Genomic DNA, 15,517 nt, shown 5'->3' on the forward strand with positions numbered 1-15,517 from the left:
TAACGCCTGTCTCGGCCGCTCCCAGGGAATTGCGGAAGGCTTGCAGCGCCTAGCCCACCGAAATCTGCGTATACCAGGCTCCACCCGTCGGCGCGGGCTGGACCACGAAGCCATCGCGGCGGAGGCCCGGATGATAGGCCGGGTCGTTGGCGATAACCTGTCCCCAGCGGCGCAGGAACAGCGCGGTCTGGCTGCCGGGCGCGGCGGTCTCGCCGCGTGACGCCTTTTCGTGGTGGATCAGCAGGGCGTCCGGCGCCTGAACGATGCGGTATCCGGCGAGTTTCAGGCGTAGGCACAGGTCGACGTCGTTGTACTCCAGCGCGAACCGCTCGTCGAAGCCGTTCACCGCTTCCAGGGCCGAACGACGGGTGGCGAAGACTGCGCCGGTGACCGCAGACCAGTCGCGTTGCACCAGCGCCCAGTCGCCGTAGGTGGGCTGGTCGCCCGGCTGGCCGATCCAGGGATGTATGAACACGCCGAACGGACCGCCCACCATGCCCGCGTGCTGCACAGAGCCGTCGGGATAGAGCAGCCGGGCGCCCACCCCGCCCACCTCGCGATCGACCGCGAAGCTCATCAGCCCTTCCAGCCAGTCGGGGGCGACCACCCGGACGTCGTCGTTGAGCATCACCAGATGCTCCGTGCGGGCTGCGCGCCAGAGCCGGTTCATCTTGGCGGCGTAGTTGAAGGGGGCCTGCGGCGGCCGGCCCGTGATCAGCCGCTCCACAAGAAAGGGGTAGCGGCGCAGGTCGCCGTAGATCTCCCCGGGCTCCACGTCGTCGCCGATGAGCACGCGCAGCCGGTCGCTCGGCCAACTGCTGGCGGCCAGGCTGTCCAGCAGCCGAGCGATGTGGGCCTCCCCACCTTCCGCGGCCGCTTGGCGCGTAGGGATGAGCAGCGTGACCTCCGGATGGACGACGAAGCGGCGGCGCAGCCGCAGCGACTGGGGCGTCAGTCCAGGCAGGAGCATCGTCGGACCGCCGTCCTGCGCACAGGCCTGCATCAGGGCGGTGCGGCGGTCCGCCGGGCTGCACGCCGGGCGCTCACCGCGATAGACCGCCAGTACGGAACGGATCGCTTCGATGGGGAGCCCTTCGCCGTCGGCGCGCAGAACCAGATCGTAGAGCGCCGCGGTGGCCATCTGCGGCTGCAGGCCGCCCAGCCGTCGAAGCGCGCCGGCGCGGATCACCACCAGCGGGCCGATATAGTCCTGGGCGTGCAGCAGCGCGCGGTTGAAGGCTGGCTTCAAGTGCAGACGGGGCGAGGGCTCCCCGACCACCGCGTCATCGCCGTAGAATAGAGCGACGTCGGGCCGCTCCGCCGCCGCGGCGAGCACCTGGATGTTAAAGTCCGGCGAGAGCACGGCCTGTCCCGGACCCAGGACGACCAGGCCTTCGGGATCGTCAGCCGCGCCGGCCAGACCCTCGTCACGAGCGTGCAGGTCGTGCGCCAGCGTCACGAAGCGGATGCCGGCGGCCGGGTCTGGATCGGCGAGGCTGCGGGATCGGGTCGGGATCAAGGGCGCCTCATTCGGTGGCGGGCCTCGAGGCCTGGCGCGAGCGTGGCGAGTTCGGCGAAACTGGCGGCCATGGCCTCGGCCACCCGCTCGGCTGACAGCCGGTCGGCAATCCGCGCACGGGCGGCGGCGCCCAGCGTCCGGTCACCCCGCTCAAGGCCCTCAGCGCCGTGCACCAGGGCTTCGGCCAGGGCGTCGACGCGCACCGCGGCCCATCGACCGCCCTTGCGATAGTGGCCGAAGTCCTGGGTGAGAGTCGTCAGGTCGTAGGACACGGGCAGCCCGCAGGTCTCGTCCAGGAAGTCCCGGGAGCCTCCGTAATCCGTGGCCACCACGACCTTGCCGGCCGCCATGGCTTCCGCGATGGTCAGCCCGAAGCCTTCGGAGACGTGGGGCGAGGCGTAGATGTCAGCCTCGGTCATCAGCACCGCGAGCGCCTCGCGGGACGTGTGCCGATCGATCAGCGTCACTCCGGCGACCTCAGAGCAGCGCTCTACCAGTGCGTGCGCCTGTCCGGGATGGTCGCCGAGGTTCTTGGTCTTCAGCACCAGCCGCCAGCCCCGCCCCGCCAGCCCTGATCGGGCGAAGGCCTCCACCAGGGCCGCGGGATTCTTGCGGACCAGATAGCTGCTGCCGTCGAACACGTAGAGGATGATCCGGCGCAAGGGCTGGTCCTGCGGCGCGTCCTCCGTGACGGGCACCACGTGGGGAACCACGTGCACCGGGTGGCGGGTCTCGGCGGCGAACACGTCGGCGCAGTAGCGGCTGGGTGTCCAGACCACGTCCACCTTGTCGAGGTTGGGCCGGAAGAAGTCGGGCAGGTGGTCCATCTCCCACACCCACAGCCCGATCCGGATCCGCGCCCGCCCGATGGCGCGCACCTGCTCAGGGGTGAGCAGGTGCCAGGTGTCGGGGTTGAGGTGGACGATGGCGGCGTCCGCGGCCTCCACGAAGTCCCGCACGTCATAGCCCGGCATGAAGCGTTGGTGGACGTGGAACGGTGTTTTCAGCCCGTGGAGGTTCAGATGGCTTCCCAGCCGCCAGAACGCCGACAGGTAGCCACGCCCCGCCTCTCCCAGGCCGTTGGCGTAGTTCCAGGGGCCATAGAAGGCGATGCGGTCAGGCGACCATGACGGTGGCGCCGCCACCGTCCGCCCGGCTGAAGCTGCGGGGACGGCCAGCGGGGCGGCGAGCAGCGGGTCGGCCAGAGCCGCATCCAGCCCCCCCGCCTGCAGCGCCTCACGCCACCCCGTACTGTCCACGGTGTCATGACGTTCCGTAACCACCGAGACCTTCAGGAAGGGGAAGCCGTCGGCCAGCAGGCTGCGCCAGGCGAAAAGGGTGGGGTTGGCCTCCGCACCCTTCTGGAACAGCGTTTCGACCTTCAGACCGGCTTCCACCGCTTCACCCGCCAGGGCCACCTCGTAGCTGTCGATCACCGCCTGCTTGTCGCCGACGCTGCGGATCGCGTTGAAGAAACCCTGGACGCGGGCGTGGCGCAGGGCGCCGGCCCGCAGGCAGAGGAAGTAGCTCTGCAGATGCCATCCCCGCTCACGGCTTTCGGTCAATCCCACCAAGTCGGCCGAACTGGCGCGCACGCGGCCCATCATCGCCTGGTAGGCCTCCCGGCCGACGGGGCCGATCACGCTGTCGTTCAGCAGGTAGAGGCCAGGCGCATCCCACAGCGCAGGCAGCAGCTTCAGCAGGTGCGCCCATGCGGCGAAGTCGAAGCCGAGATTGGCCCGGGCATAGAGCCCCGCCAGCCGCCCCGCGGCGGCCTCATCGAGGAAGTCCGAGTCGCCCGCGACGATGAGAACGATCTCCACCTCGGCTCGTCTGAGCGCATCGAGGTGCGCAGCCACATGCGGCTTCAGCCGGCCATCGGGCGCGTGGGTGACAAACAGGGCCGTGTCCCGCCCCGGGGGTCCGGTCCAGGCTTTCAGCGCTCGGAGTTCGGCCCACTCCACGGGCTCACCGGCCAGGTCCTGGATATCGGGCGCCGGCTTCATCCCCCGCACGGCGCCGGAGGTCAGGAAGTGTGTGAGCGGCGCGGCGCGGCCTGGATCGTCCGGCGGAAGCTGGCGCAGGTAGAAGGCCGGGTCGAAGCGCGGCGAAGGGCGTCGTCCCTCCTCTTGGCCATGGGCGATGTAGTGGGCGAGGGGGTTGGAACCGGTCGCGCCCACATCGGGGTAGGCGGCAAGATACCAGGCGGTGGAGAAGAAGGGATTGGGGTCCCGCCCCTCGGCGGCGCCCGCCAGGAGGTAGTGCAGGACAGGATCGCCGCCCTGGCGCCCTACGTCCGGGTTCTGCTCCACATACCAGGCCGTCCTGAACAGCGGATGGGGGTCACGGCCTTCCGCCGCGCCCACGGCCAGATAGTGGGCGGCCGGATCGCGGCCACGCGGCGGCGGGGGGGCGACGCTGCTGTACCACGCCGCATCGAACAGGCCGGAGCGGAGGAGGCGGCGCCGGTCTCGCCAGGCCCGCACAGGCGCCAGGCTCGCCGTGGACAGGCGCTTCAAGGCTTCAATTGCGCCCATAGTGTCCCGTGATCGCGCAAGCGCCGCTTGCGAGGGTGCTCTAGGTGAGGAGAGCCCGGATTCCAAGGATGTGCGGCAACTGCGGCCATCCTACAGGAAGAGGCGTCGGATCGAGCCTATGTGCTTGAGCGCTTCCACGCCGGCCGGCTCCAGCGTACGATCCTCGCCGGCCCGAGCTGCTGGAGACGCCGAGGTGGTGGACCTTTCCGATTTCCTGGACCCGGGCGAGGACGAGCCCGCCGAGGCGGAGGCTGCGGACCTCGCGGCGCTGAAGGCCTGCCTTCAGGCCCTCGCCGACGCTGTAGCCAGCACCAACCTGGCCGTCCTGAACGGAACCCAGGGCGATGCAGCCGCAGCCGCAGCGCGGGTTCAGGCTTCCATCGGCGCGCTGAAGCGCTTTCACGACGCCTTCACCGTCCTCGATACCGAGGGCGGCGAGCAGGCCTGAGGCAAGCCCCGCCGGCGGACGGCCTGCGGGCGCCACGCATCATCTCGGCTCTCGAGTTTGGACGATAGACATGCCCCCATCTTCGATGGACCCGCCCCAGGCCGTGCGGATCACCGAGACCCGCGCCGGCCGCTATCAGGTCCGGGTGCAGGCGGGAGGAGCCAGCTTCCTGGCCGACGAGCCGATGGCCCTCGGCGGCCTGGGCTCAGGCCCAAATCCCTACGACCTGCTGGGGGCGGCGCTCGGGTCATGCACCGCCATGACCCTGCGCCTCTACGCCGACCGGAAAGGCTGGCCGCTCAGCCGGGTGGAGGTGGCGGTTTCCCACCGACGCGACGCCAAGGCCGGGCGCGACGTGTTCGAACGGGACGTGTCGCTGGAGGGCGGCCTGGATGACGCGCAGGCGGCGCGACTGATGGAGATCGCAGACCGCTGCCCGGTGCACCAGACGCTGCAACAGGGCGCGGAGGTCCGCACCCGCCTCGTCCCGGTGCCGATACACGAGGCGCAAGGGGCTGCGGGCCAGCACATGCGCGACATGGACACGGCCTGCGCTGAGCGTGGTTAGAGCTGATAATGGAGAGCCCCTGGCCTCACGCAGGCTAGGTGGGAACGGGGCGGCGGACTGCCGGTTGTCATCCGGTTAGCACCGGAGATCTCATGCTGTTCGAACCGCTTCCCGCCCTACGCTATGATCCGTCGGACGAGGAGGTTCCCCATGACGAGGCGGAGACCACCCAGCACCTGATCGACACCATGCGCAAGGTGTCCGAAACCACCCTCAGGGACGAGGGCCAGCCGATCCGCAGCGTCCATGCCAAGAGCCACGCCCTGCTGCAGGGCGAGCTTGAGGTCCTCGACGGCTTGTCGCCCTCGTTGGCCCAGGGCCTGTTTGCGCGGCCCGGCCGCTACTGCGTGGTGCTGCGCTTCTCCACCATCCCCGGCGACCTGCTGGATGACAGCGTGTCCACACCGCGCGGCGTCGCGATGAAGGTCGTGGGTGTCGAGGGTCCGCGCCTTCCAGGCTCCGAGGGCGCGGCCAGCCAGAATTTCGTGCTGGTCAACGGGCCGGCGTTCGGCGCGCCCAATCCCAAGGCCTTCCTCGCCAACCTGAAGCTGCTGGCCGGCACCACCGACAAGGCGCCGGGCTTCAAGAAGGCGGTGTCCGGCGCGCTTCAAGGCGTGCAGGCGGTCATCGTGGCCGTCACCGGCGAGCCCAGCCCCATGGTCGCCACGCTGGGTGGACAGCTCGAGACCCACATCCTGGGCGACACCTTCTACAGCCAGACGCCGTTTCGCTGGGGCGGCTACGTGGCGAAGGTGCGGCTCAAGCCCGCTTCGCCGGAGCTGACGGCCCTGACCGACAAGCACATCAAGATCAACGGCGTGCCCAACGCGCTCCGCGAGGCCTGCCTCGACTTCTTCCGTACCACGGGGGCGGTGTGGGAGTTCCAGGTCCAGCTTCGCACCGACCGCAAGACCATGCCCATTGAGGACGCGTCCAAGGTCTGGCCGGATGGGGAAAGCCACTATCTCACTGTCGGCCTGGTACGCACCAAGCCGCAGACGGCCTGGAGCGAGGCGCGATCCCAGGCGGTGGACAAGGGGCTTTCGTTCAGTCCCTGGCACGGCCTCGCCGCCCACCAGCCGCTTGGCGGCGTGAACCGTTCGCGCAGGCCAGCCTACGAAATGGGCCGCAACTTTCGCGCCGAGCACGGGGCGCGCGCGATCACCGAACCCACCGAGGTTTCGCTGCCTGATTAAGGCCCCCGTCCTCCTCCTTCCCGAGCGGCAGGAGGAGGCCTCGCGGTGGAGGGCGGCGCGCTGGCTGCGCTGGGCGCCTCCGCCTCCGCGCTGCTGCTGATCCGCGATGTGAGGCCCGGCGACGCCCCCGCCAGCGCCTGAGGCGCCCTTGTGACCAAGCGCCTTCTGACATGCTGCCGCATCGATGTTCAAACGCCCTTAGCCCGGCGCGCGCTTGAGCCCCGCCTCCGGGCGCTCTAGCAAGCTTCGACAGTTCAAGGGACCGCGATGCTCCATCCAAGCCTCCGCGCCTGTGCCGGTATCGCCGCCTGCCTGCTGCTGGGAGCAGGCGCCGCACGGGCGGGCCAGCCCGCCGCCACGCTTATCCCCGACACGCCCGAGCACTTCACCCCGCGCACCGACAGCTTCGACTACGTGAAGCGTGACATGATGATCCCCATGCGCGACGGGGTGAAGCTGCACACCGTCATCGTCATCCCGAAAGGCGCCCATCGCGCGCCGATCATGCTCGACCGCACACCCTACAACGCCGACGAGGAGACGAGCCACACGGCCAGCGCCCACATGGCCGAGGTGCTGCCCTCCACCTTCGACGCCATCACCGCGGCCGGCTACATCGTGGCGGTGCAAGACGTGCGCGGCAAGCACGGCTCCGAAGGCCAGTACGTGAACGAGCGGCCGCTGCGCGGTCCCCTGAACCCCACCAAGGTCGACCACGCCACCGACGCCTGGGACACCATCGACTGGCTGGTGAAGAACACGCCGGAGAGCAACGGCCGGGTCGGCATGATCGGCACCTCCTACGATGGCATGATGGTCTTGATGGCCATGGACGACCCGCACCCGGCGCTGAAGGCCGCCGTGCCGATCAACCCCGTCGGCGACACCTGGATGGGCGACGACGACTTTCACGGCGGCGCCTTCCGCCTGATCGGCTACGACTACTACTACAGCCAGGACACCGTGCGAGGCTCCGGCGACGACCTCTGGCGGCGCGCCTATGACGATTACGACACCTTCCTGCGTGCCGGCTCGGCGTCGGACTTCACCAGGGAGTACGGGGTGGAGTCCCTCGGCTTCCCGCAGAAGCTGGCGGCGCACCCGGCCTACGACGCCTACTGGCAGGGCCAGGCGCTGGACAAGATATTGGCCACCCGACCGCACAAGGTCCCCGCCATGTTCGTCCAGGGCCAGTGGGACCAGGAGGACATCTACGGCGCCGCCGCCGTCTGGAAGGCCACGCGCGGGATCGACACGGCGGGGGAGGACCGGCTGGTGATCGGCCCCTGGTTCCACGGCCAGGCGGACCGGGACGGCTCGGCCATCGGGCCGATCAAGTTCGACGGCGACACCGCGGCCTACTTCCGCCGCTACATCATGCAGCCCTTCCTCGACGCCCACCTGAAAGACGATGCGCCGCCGGCCAGCCTGGCGCGGGTCACCGCCTACGAGACCGGCACCAACGTCTGGCGGGCCTATCCGAGCTGGCCCGCTCCTGGCGTGCAGGCGACGCCGATCTACCTGCAGCATGGCGGCGGCCTCGGCTATGCACCCGAGGCGGCGCGCTACGGATCGCTGGCTACGGCCTACACGTCCGACCCCGCCAAGCCCGTGCCGTACCGCCTTCGCCCGATCCGTCCGACCTATTCCACCGGCTCGACCTGGAGCCAGTGGCTGGTGGACGACCAGCGCATCTTCTCCGACCGGCCCGACGTGCTAAGCTTCGAGACCGATGCCCTGACCGCGCCGGTACGCATCGCCGGCTTTCCCCAGGTGGGGCTATGGGCCTCCACCACCGGGTCGGACAGCGACTGGGTGGTCAAGCTGATCGACATCTATCCTGACGAGGTGGCCAACGATCCCAAGCTCGGCGGCTACGAGCTGATGATCTCTGCCGACATCTTCCGCGGACGTTACCGCGAGAGCTTCGAGCACCCCGTACCGATCCCGCCGAACGCGCCCGAGCTCTACCGCTGGACCCTGCCGACCGCCGACCACGTCTTCCTGCCCGGGCATCGGATCATGGTCCAGGTTCAGTCGAGCTGGTTCCCGCTCTATGATCGCAACCCCCAGACCTATGTAGACAACATTTTCAACGCAAAGCCGGGCGAATATCGAGCCGCCACCCAGCACGTCTTCGACGGCGGAGCCCACGACAGCTACGTCGCCCTGCCGCTTCTGCCCATCAGCCCGGCCGAGGCGGCCAGTCCGGGCGCGAAGCCGCCGGTGTGAGGGTGCTGCGTCCTTCGAGACGCGGGGCTGTAGCCCGCTCCTCAGGATGACGAAGGTGCTGAGCATAGAAGAAAGAGCTGTATCGCACGATCGTCCGTCATGCTGAGGAGGACTTCGGAGCAGCCTGTCTCGAAGCGCGCAGGTCGGGCTGGAGCCCCTGAACTCGCCCGCACCATGGGCGGCGTCGGCGCGCTGCTGATCACCCTGTCGGGGCTGTCGCCGAGCATCGGAGTTTTCGTGGTGGGCTCCGACGTGATCCACCAGGCGGGGACGGCGGCCTTCGTCTGCTTCATCGCCGCGGCCCTGCTGGGGGTCGCCATAGCCAACGTCTATGCCGAGCTGGCGGCGGCCTTTCCAGAGACGGGGGGCGAGTACACCATCGTGGGGCGAATAATGGGGCCGGCCTGGGGGTTCGCCATGCTGGGGCTGAACCTGCTGACCTTCAGCATCGCCCCGGCCATGACGGCGCTGGGCGTCGTCACCTACCTTCAGGCCCTGGCGCCGAACCTGCCGCCCATCCCCACCGCGCTGGCGCTGGTGGCCCTGTGCACGGGCATATCGGTGCTGAATGTGCGGGTGAACGCCCTGGTCACCGGGCTCTTCCTGACCGTGGAGCTGGTGTCCCTGGCCGTGATCGCTGGCCTTGGATTTAGCCAAGCCCACCGAGGTGCCGCCTCCCTGGCGCTGCACCCGGTCATGTTGTCGGGCGGTCATCTGCTGCCCGTGCCGCTGGCGAGCCTCGGAGTCGGTGCGGCGGCGGCCATCTACGCCTTCGACGGCTACGGCTCGGTGGTCTACCTTGGGGAAGAAATCCGGGACGCCCCGAAGCGGATCGCGGCGGTGGTGTTCTGGGCGCTGGGGCTGGCGGCGGTGTTCCAGATCACGCCGCTTGTCGCGGTGCTGGTGGGCGCTCCGGACCTCGGCCGGCTGATGGCCGCGGCATCGCCGCTTCCGGCCTTCATCCTGGCGAGCGGCGGACCTGTGCTCGCCAGGGTCATGAGCGCCGGCGTGGCGCTGGCCCTGTTCAACGCCATGATCGCCTCGGCCCTGATGGGCGGCCGCCAGCTCTACAGCAGCGGCCGCGACCGGGCCTGGCCGGCCCGGCTGAGCACGGCCTTCGCCCGGCTGCACCCGCGCTTCAACTCCCCTTGGATCGCCACGCTCGCGGTGGGGGCGACGTCGCTGCTGTGGTGCCTGGTGCGGCTTGACGTGCTGGTGGTGCTGATCGGGGAGGGAACGGCGGCCATCTATGTCTGCATGTGCCTGGCCGCGCTGCAAGGGCGGCGTTCCGGCGCCAGCGCGCACGCGCCCTACAGGATGCCGGGCTTTCCGCTGACACCGGTGCTGGCGCTGGCGGCGCTGGCCGCCGTCGGCGGGGCGGACCTGCTCGACCCCGACGGACGCAAGGGGCTGCTGGCGTCGGCCCTCGTGGTCGCCGCCTCGGCCCTCTACTACCGGCTGGTGCTGCGCCGGCAGGGGAGCTGGGCGCACCGGGGGCCGGGCGCCGCTTGAGTCGCTCGCAGGCCCTTCCCTCCAGGAGCAGGAGGCGACATTGTCCGCCCTGTCCGATCTGGAAAGCCTCGCCTGTGATCCCGCGTATCACCGTCGCCTTCGCCTCGAGCCTGATGCTCTTTGTCGCCGCGCCCGCCCTGGCCGGGCCGCAGCCGGTCGCGCCGGCGGCGCAGAGCTTCCAGCTCGGCCGGCTGAAGCTGATCGCGCTCCGCGACGCCCTGAACGTGACGCCCAACGACGGCAAGGTCATCGGCCTCGGCCAAAACCCCTCAGCCATCGGCGCCGTGCTGCAGGCGGCGGGCGCGCCAACCGACAAGATCACTTTGGGCGTCGACGCCCTGCTGGTGGAAGGCGGAGGGCGGGTGATGCTGTTCGACACCGGCCTCGGCCCCAAGGTGCAGGGCGTACTGTCTCAGAGCCTGGCCCTGGCGGGGGTGTCGCCGGATGCGGTCACCGACGTCTTCATCACCCACACCCACGGCGACCATGTCGGCGGCTTGGTCACGGCCGACGGTCGCCTGGCCTTCCCGCGTGCGGTTGTGCGGATGTCGGCGACGGAGTGGGCCTGGATGGAGGCCCAGTCGAAGAACCCGGCCCTGGTCGCCGCCATTACCCCGCAGGTGCGCACCTTCGAGCCGGGAACGGAGGTCGTGCAGGGGGTGAGCGCGGTGGCGGCGCCCGGCCATACGCCGGGTCATGTGGGCTACGAGATCGCCTCCGGCCCGCAGCACCTGTTCGACATGGGCGACGTCGCCCACAGCTCCATCGTCTCCCTGGCCAAGCCGGACTGGGCGATCGCCTACGACACCGACAAGACTGAGGGTGAAGCCACCCGGCGCGCGCTCCTCACCAGGCTGGCGGCTAGCCACGAGCCGGTGTTCGCCCCGCACTTCCCCTTCCCCGGGGTGGGGCGGATCGTGGCGGCGGGCGGCGGCTTCGCCTGGAGCCCCGGCCAGCCCTGACCAAGGACCGCCTGGCGCGGCTAGGCCGCGCCCGTCGTCTCGAACAGCGCCGCGACGTCGGCCGCCTTGAGCAGCCGGTGCTCGCCGGGCGCAAGGTCGGACGGCAGGTCCAGCGCGCCGATGCGCTCGCGGTGTAGCGACTCCACATGGTTGCCGACGGCGGCGAACATGCGGCGCACCTGATGGTAGCGACCCTCGGTCACGGTCAGCCGGGCGGTGGTCGGCGACAGCGGCTCAAGGACCGCGGGCGTCAGCGGCCTGTCCTCGCCCTCCAGCCTCAGCTCGCCTGAGGCGAAGCGCACGCCCTCCCCGCCCTCCAGCGGCCGGGCCAGGGTGGCGAGGTAGCGCTTGGGCACGTGGCGCTTAGGCGAGATCACCTTGTGCAGCAGGGCACCGTCGTCGGTGAGCAGCAGCAGGCCGGTGGTCTCCTTGTCCAGCCGCCCGATGGTGGACAGGACCGGGTCCCGCGCCCGCCAGCGCGGCGGCAGCAGGTCATAGACCAGCTCCCCCGCCTCCTTGTGCGAGCAGGTGACGCCCAGCGGCTTGTGCAGCATCAGCGCCATCCCGGGCAGGGGGTCGAGCGCCGCGCCGCCGACCCGCAACCGCCCGTGAACATCTTCGCTGAGCGCCAGCCGCAGGCCCGCGTCGGCCACCGGCGCGCCGTCCAGCGTCACCGCGCCGGCGTGCACCATCTGCTGCACCTCGCGCCGGGTGCCGTAGCCGAGGTTGGCCAGCAGGCGGTCGAGCCGCGACGTCGTCACCTGTGCGCCTCATAGACCTTGAAGCCGTCGCGTTCGGCCCGGAGCACGACGGTGGCGAACAGCGAGCGGAGCGCCTCCTCGTAGGGCAGGTGGCGATTGGCCACCAGCCAAAGCACGCCGCCCGTGCGGAGCGCGCCATGCGCGGCGGCGATGAAGGCCTGGCCCAGCCGCCGATCCTCTCGCCCCGCATCGTGGAAGGGCGGGTTGGTGACGACGAAATCCAGCCCGGACAGCTCGAGGCTCCGCGCGTCGGTCCAGTGGAAGCTGGCCCGCGGGTCTTCGACGTTCAGGCGCGCCGCCTCGATCGCGCGGCGATCCGAGTCCACCAGCGCCAGCCGGCTGACTGCGGGCTGCGCGAGCACGGCTTGGCTCAGCAGCCCCGCCCCGCAGCCGAGATCGGCGCCCCGGCCGCCCAGCGCGGGCAGCGATCCGATCAGCAGCCGCGAGCCCGGGTCCGGCCGATCCCAGCTGAACAGGCCTGGCTGGGTCCACCCCAAGCTCTCGACGCGCCGGGGCGCCCCCGCCTCGCGAGCGGCGTCGAGGCCGGTAGGCTCCTGCGGGCGCCGCGTGCGGCAGATGCGGTGGTGCCGACGGCCGCTCTCCTCCACCTCGCACCCGAAGGCCCGAAGCTCGCCGCCCAGCCGCGCGCCGCCCTTGTCCTTCGGCGCCAGCGCCGTCAGCTCCGCTCCGGGCTTTAGCGCCTGCAGCGCCAGCGCCAGCACGTAGCGCCGCTCCAGGGAGCCTGGCGGCGCGGCGACCACCACGGCGTCCAGGCTCTCCGCAGCAACCTCCTCCAGAGCGGCCGCGCCGGGAAACAGGGGCGAGATCTGGCGTGCGCCCGGCGCCGTGGGAGCCAGCTCCCGGAGCGGTGCACCATAGACGCAGGAGATGTCGTTCTCTTGCAAAGCGACCCGCCCGAAGCCGTGACGATCGACGGCGTGATCGCCGGATAGCGAGGCCGGCCACTTCGTGTCCAGCCGTGTTACCTTGAGGTCGCCGTCGGTCATAGCCGGCTCAGCGGCCGGCTGCGTCGTCGCCGTTCCCACGCCACGAGCAGCCCCATCCCCAGGAGGAGCGCTGCAGCCGCCGCCCCGGCCCAAGTGGCTTCGCTAGAGGTTGCATCGGCTGCGCTTTGGGCCACGATGGCGGCGAGGCTGTCTTCCACCTCCCGCCGCGTTCCAATGATCCACACGCAGGCGTAGCGGTGGACGCCCGGTGTGAAGGGGGCGGTCTCGTGGTAGACCACGCTCCACTTGCCCACCGCCTTCGAATGGAAGCCGGCGTAGCGCGGTTGGGTCGCGCCCGGCAGTCCGATCACGCCCATGGCGCTGCGCCCGTCGGCGGTGGACAGGATCAGGGGGGCTTCACCCTCGGCGGAGCGAAGGTTCAGGGCGGGGTCCGGTCGGAAGCGGCTGTTCTGCGGATCGTAGCGGATGAAAGTGTCGAAGTCCGGCGGCATGTAGCCGGTGAGGGCCTCGACGGAGGCGGGCGGCAGGGCGCGCGGCGTTTCGATCCCGATTTGCGCCAGGATCGCGTTGGCGTGTCCGCGGTAGCCGGGCGCCATGTCCTGGGTGTAGACGAGCGCCGACACCTCGTCCCGGTTTAGTGTCAGGCCCCGCACGCCGGGCGCCTGGGTGCAGCCCGAGCCCGGCCGGTTCCAGAAGGCCATCCGGGTGGAGGCGCCATACCGTATCGGACCCGCGCGGATCGACAGCAGCTGGCTGCTCGACTCTTCCGGCGCGTCGCGGCTGGCCCCGGCCAGGGTAGGGTTGAGGCATTCCCCCCATCCGAACTGGACCGCGCCCTGCAGCTCCCGGCCGTGGTCCGAGGCGTCCAGGAACTCGCGGCCTCTGAACCGGATCGAGCTGATCGCGCCGGCGAAGCCGCGCCCCGCCTCCCAACGCAGCGGCTCCGCCCCGATGCGCCAGACGCCCTCGGCCAGCGGCGGCGCCGGAGCCTGGACCGGAGCGGCGAGCACGGCGACCGGCTAGTTGCGCGCCTTGTCCACCAGCTTGCCCTTGCCGATCCAGGGCATCATCGCCCTCAGCCGCTCGCCGACCTGTTCGATGCCGTGTTCGCCCAGGAGCGCGCGGCGGGCCTTGAGGCTCGGCTGGCCGGCGGCGTTCTCCAGCATGAAGTCGCGGACGAAGCGGCCCTCCTGGATGTCCTTCAGCACGCGCTTCATCTCCGCCCTGGTCTCGTCGGTGACGATGCGCGGGCCCGTGACGTACTCGCCGTACTCGGCGGTGTTGGAGATGGAGTAGTTCATGTTGGCGATGCCGCCTTCGTAGATCAGGTCCACGATCAGCTTTACCTCGTGCAGGCACTCGAAATAGGCCATCTCCGGCGCGTAGCCGGCTTCCGTCAGGGTCTCGAAGCCGGCGCGGATCAGCTCCACCAGGCCGCCGCACAAGACCGCCTGCTCGCCGAACAGGTCGGTCTCGCACTCCTCGCGGAAGTTCGTTTCGATGATGCCCGACCGTCCGCCGCCGATCGCGGAGGCGTAGGCGAGGCCGAGGTCCATGGCCTGGCCGGATGCGTCCTGGTGCACCGCGATCAGGCAGGGGACGCCGCCGCCGCGCTCGTACTCGCCGCGCACCGTGTGGCCAGGACCCTTGGGGGCGACCATCAGCACGTCAACGGAGGGCTTGGGCTCGATCAGGCGGAAGTGGACGTTCAGCCCGTGGGCGAACATCAGCGCCGCGCCATCCCGGATGTTGGGGGCGATCTCGCTCGCGTAGATGTCGCGCTGGTGCTCGTCGGGCGCCAGCACCATCAGCACGTCTGCCCAGGCCGAGGCCTCGGCCACGGTCATCACTTTCAGCCCGGCGCTTTCCGCCTTCTTCGCCGAGGCGGAGCCGGGGCGCAGCGCCACCGTCACCTCGCCGGCGCCGCTGTCGCGCAGGTTCAGTGCGTGGGCGTGGCCCTGGCTGCCATAGCCGACGATGGCGATCTTCCTGGAGAGGATGCGGGCGAGGTCGGCGTCGCGATCGTAGTAGACACGCATGGTCAGCTTCCGTGGTCTCGTTCTTGGGAAAGGGTCAGACCCGCTCCGCACCGCGGGCGATGGAGAGCACGCCCGTGCGCGACACCTCCACCAGGCCGAGCGGACGCATCAGGGTCTCGAACTTGTCGATCTTGTCGGGCGCGCCGGTGAGCTCGAACACGAAGCTGTCGGTGCCCGTGTCGATGACCCGGGCGCGGAAGATCTCCGCGATGCGAAGCGCCTCGACCCGGTGCTCCCCGGTTCCGCGCACCTTGACCAGGGCCAGCTCGCGCTCGACCCAGCGGGGATCACCGCCGACCTCGAAGACCTGGCGCACCTGCACGATCTTGCCGAGCTGCGCCTTGATCTGGGCCAGCACCCCTTCGCGCCCGCGGGTGACGATGGTGATGCGCGAGGTGTGCACCGCATGGTCGGTCTCGGCCACCGTCAGGCTCTCGATGTTGTAGCCGCGCGCGGAGAACAGCCCCACCACCCGGGCCAGCACGCCGGGCTCATTGGCCACGATGACGGCGAAGGTGGCGCGCCGCTCCGCCCCCGTCTCGAAGTCGAGGAAGTAGGCGGAGCCGACGGCATCGGTGGGCAGGGTGTCGGTCATGTGCGCATCTCCCTTCCCCCTTGATAGGGGAAGGGTTGGGGATGGGGGGGGACGGCGGCGCCACAGGCCTGAGGGGGCGCGGGCGCGAACCTTCCGACCGCGCCGCCGTCCACCCCCACCCCTGCCCCTCCCCCATCAAGGGGGATGGTAGAGATCCGCGCCTCCATCAAACCAGCCTCC

The 15,517-nt window shown here is 70.3% G+C and carries 13 protein-coding genes; 6 read left to right on the top strand and 7 right to left on the bottom strand.

Annotation, left to right across the window (positions count from 1 at the left end; genetic code table 11):
- Positions 1-49: 49 nt before the first annotated feature.
- Together HUV06_RS08275 and HUV06_RS08280 are read right to left on the bottom strand one after the other, a co-directional pair.
- Entirely contained in the window at positions 50-1,519 is a 1,470-nt protein-coding gene (locus HUV06_RS08275; RefSeq protein WP_174300799.1) for a glycosyltransferase, read from the bottom strand.
- Positions 1,516-4,038: a glycosyltransferase gene (locus HUV06_RS08280; protein ID WP_174300800.1), complete on the bottom strand. Its 2,523-nt coding sequence runs from the start codon at positions 4,036-4,038 to the stop codon at positions 1,516-1,518. The genes HUV06_RS08275 and HUV06_RS08280 overlap by 4 nt, the downstream gene beginning before the upstream one ends.
- Positions 4,039-4,180: 142 nt before the next feature.
- Between HUV06_RS08280 and HUV06_RS08285 the strand changes: the two genes are divergently transcribed.
- The 6 genes from HUV06_RS08285 (at position 4,181) to HUV06_RS08310 (ending at position 10,974) form a co-directional block, all read left to right on the top strand.
- Positions 4,181-4,504: a hypothetical protein gene (locus tag HUV06_RS08285; protein WP_174300801.1), complete on the top strand. Its 324-nt coding sequence runs from the start codon at positions 4,181-4,183 to the stop codon at positions 4,502-4,504.
- A 70-nt stretch (positions 4,505-4,574) separates the two neighbouring features.
- Positions 4,575-5,072 (top strand): OsmC family protein, encoded by a 498-nt coding sequence (locus HUV06_RS08290; protein WP_174300802.1) that lies wholly within the window; start codon positions 4,575-4,577, stop codon positions 5,070-5,072.
- A 92-nt stretch (positions 5,073-5,164) separates the two neighbouring features.
- A complete protein-coding gene (locus HUV06_RS08295) occupies positions 5,165-6,268 on the top strand; it encodes a catalase family protein (protein ID WP_174300803.1) in 1,104 nt (367 codons plus the stop codon).
- A gap of 267 nt (positions 6,269-6,535) precedes the next feature.
- Positions 6,536-8,500, top strand: coding sequence for a CocE/NonD family hydrolase (locus tag HUV06_RS08300; RefSeq protein ID WP_174300804.1), 1,965 nt, complete (start codon positions 6,536-6,538; stop codon positions 8,498-8,500).
- A gap of 99 nt (positions 8,501-8,599) precedes the next feature.
- Positions 8,600-10,012, top strand: coding sequence for an APC family permease (locus HUV06_RS08305; protein WP_174300805.1), 1,413 nt, complete (start codon positions 8,600-8,602; stop codon positions 10,010-10,012).
- 74 nt (positions 10,013-10,086) lie between these two features.
- Positions 10,087-10,974: an MBL fold metallo-hydrolase gene (locus HUV06_RS08310; RefSeq protein WP_217433726.1), complete on the top strand. Its 888-nt coding sequence runs from the start codon at positions 10,087-10,089 to the stop codon at positions 10,972-10,974.
- Positions 10,975-10,994: 20 nt separating this feature from the next.
- On the opposite strand, the gene HUV06_RS08315 is transcribed toward HUV06_RS08310, so the two are convergent.
- Genes HUV06_RS08315 through ilvN form a run of 5 tightly spaced genes read right to left on the bottom strand, consistent with a single transcriptional unit; the run spans position 10,995 to position 15,337 of the window.
- A complete protein-coding gene (locus tag HUV06_RS08315) occupies positions 10,995-11,735 on the bottom strand; it encodes a pseudouridine synthase (protein ID WP_254600989.1) in 741 nt (246 codons plus the stop codon).
- The gene (locus HUV06_RS08320; protein ID WP_174300806.1) at positions 11,732-12,742 is read right to left on the bottom strand and encodes a class I SAM-dependent methyltransferase; all 1,011 of its coding nucleotides are present in this window, start codon (positions 12,740-12,742) and stop codon (positions 11,732-11,734) included. The genes HUV06_RS08315 and HUV06_RS08320 overlap by 4 nt, the downstream gene beginning before the upstream one ends.
- A complete protein-coding gene (locus HUV06_RS08325) occupies positions 12,739-13,713 on the bottom strand; it encodes a hypothetical protein (RefSeq protein ID WP_174300807.1) in 975 nt (324 codons plus the stop codon). Before HUV06_RS08325 ends, HUV06_RS08320 begins: the two co-directional genes overlap by 4 nt.
- A gap of 9 nt (positions 13,714-13,722) precedes the next feature.
- On the bottom strand, positions 13,723-14,742 hold the full coding sequence (gene ilvC / locus HUV06_RS08330) for a ketol-acid reductoisomerase (protein WP_174300808.1): 1,020 nt from the start codon (positions 14,740-14,742) through the stop codon (positions 13,723-13,725).
- Between the two features lie 34 nt (positions 14,743-14,776).
- Complete coding sequence (gene ilvN / locus HUV06_RS08335) at positions 14,777-15,337, bottom strand: acetolactate synthase small subunit (protein WP_174300809.1); 561 nt, start codon at positions 15,335-15,337, stop codon at positions 14,777-14,779.
- Positions 15,338-15,517 lie beyond the last annotated feature (180 nt).

Source organism: Caulobacter sp. S45, from assembly GCF_903642205.1.
In the GTDB taxonomy this organism is placed as follows: Bacteria; Pseudomonadota; Alphaproteobacteria; order Caulobacterales; family Caulobacteraceae; genus CAHJWH01.